Genomic DNA, 1,791 nt, shown 5'->3' with positions numbered 1-1,791 from the left:
CCGATCATCCAGAGGTCCTTTCAGAATCGATTTCCGCACACCACACAAGAGTCCCTTTGTACTCATGTGCGATTCCCCTGCCCTCGAGGGGGGAGATTACGCGCTTCAAGGGGCGCGCGAAGGATTGCTGCAGAGCGCTCCTTTCGAGCAGCACGACAACGAGTTGGGGTGTCATCATGAAAGAAATCTCCTGCAAGCTGCTCGTCATCGGCGCCGGTCCGGGCGGCTATGTCTGCGCCATCCGTGCCGGCCAGCTCGGCGTCGACACGGTGATCGTGGAAGCCGGCAAACCGGGCGGCACCTGCCTCAATGTCGGCTGCATCCCGTCCAAGGCGCTGATCCATGCCGCGGAAGAGTTCGAGAAGGTCTTGCACATGGCCGGCGGCGAAAGCCCGCTCGGCATCTCGGTCACCGCACCGACGCTGGACCTTGCCAAAACAATCGCCTGGAAGGACGGCATCGTCAGCCGGCTCAACAGCGGCGTGGCCGGCCTGCTGAAGAAGGCCGGCGTGAAGACCGTGCACGGCTGGGCGACCTTTCGTGACGGCAAGACCGTTGCGGTCGAGACCGAGACGGGAAGCCAAGTGATCCGCGCCGAGGCGATCGCCATCGCCACCGGCTCGGCCCCGGTCGAACTGCCATTCCTGCCCTTTGGCGGGCCGGTGATCTCCTCGACGGAGGCGCTGGCGCTAAGCGAAGTGCCGAAAAAACTTGCGGTCGTCGGTGGCGGCTATATCGGACTGGAACTCGGCATCGCCTTCGCCAAGATGGGCGCCAAGGTGACCGTGGTCGAGGCCTTGCCGCGGGTGCTGGCGCAGTATGATTCCGAACTCACCCGGCCTGTCGTCAAGCGGCTCTCCGCGCTCGGCATCGAGGTGATCACGGGCGTCAAGGCCAAGGGAACCAAGGGTGGCGCGCTGCTGATCGAGACATCCGACGGCAAGAGCGTCAAGGTCGCCGCGGACAAGATCCTGATGACGGTCGGCCGCAAGCCGGTGACCGAAGGCTGGGGGCTCGAGCAGATCGATCTCGACTTGGCGGGCAAATTCATCCGCATCGACGACCAGTGCCGCACCTCGATGCGCGGCATCTTTGCCATCGGCGACGTCACCGGCGAGCCGATGCTGGCGCACCGGGCGATGGCGCAGGGCGAAATGGTCGCCGAAATCGTTGCCGGCCACAAACGCAGCTGGGACAAGCGCTCCATTCCCGCTGTCTGCTTCACCGATCCCGAGCTGGTGACGGCAGGCCTGTCGCCGGAAGAGGCCAAGGCGCTCGGCGGCGAGCTCAAGATCGGCATGTTCCCGTTCGCCGCCAATGGCCGGGCGATGACGAAGCTCGGCGAGGACGGCTTCGTTCGCGTCGTGGCGCGGGCGGACAACCATCTGGTGCTCGGCATCCAGGCAGTCGGGCAAGGCGCGTCGGAACTGGCGGCGGCGTTTGGGCTGGCGCTTGAAATGGGCGCAAGGCTGGAGGACATCGCCGGCACCATCCATGCCCATCCGACGCAAGGCGAAGGCTTCCAGGAAGCCGCGCTTAAGGCGCTGGGGCACGCGCTGCATATTTGAGGCGGTGTGATCTCCCCCCTTGAGGGGGAGATGGCCGGCAGGCCAGAGTGGGGTCGGTTCGACTGGATGCGACCCTCCTTGCGACAGATGGGAGGATGGCGCTTGACGCGCGGCGACCCCCTCTGTCGCCTTCGGCGACATCTCCCCCTCAAGGGCAGGGCTATCGCATATGAGTAAAGAGGCTAAGCAGGTTTTGATCGGCCCATCGTGCCTTGAGTCGTTT

1 protein-coding gene is annotated in these 1,791 nt (G+C 64.8%); it reads left to right on the top strand.

What is annotated here, in order from left to right; genetic code table 11:
- The first annotated feature begins 176 nt into the window (after nucleotides 1-176).
- Nucleotides 177-1,568: a dihydrolipoyl dehydrogenase gene (gene lpdA, locus NKJ90_RS33295; protein WP_023763221.1), complete on the top strand. Its 1,392-nt coding sequence runs from the start codon at nucleotides 177-179 to the stop codon at nucleotides 1,566-1,568.
- Nucleotides 1,569-1,791 lie beyond the last annotated feature (223 nt).

This window comes from Mesorhizobium sp. M0051 (genome assembly GCF_040323235.1).
Classification (GTDB): domain Bacteria; phylum Pseudomonadota; class Alphaproteobacteria; order Rhizobiales; family Rhizobiaceae; genus Mesorhizobium.
Note: the sequence above shows the minus strand (reverse complement) of the source record. Positions and strands in the feature narration are given on the sequence as shown.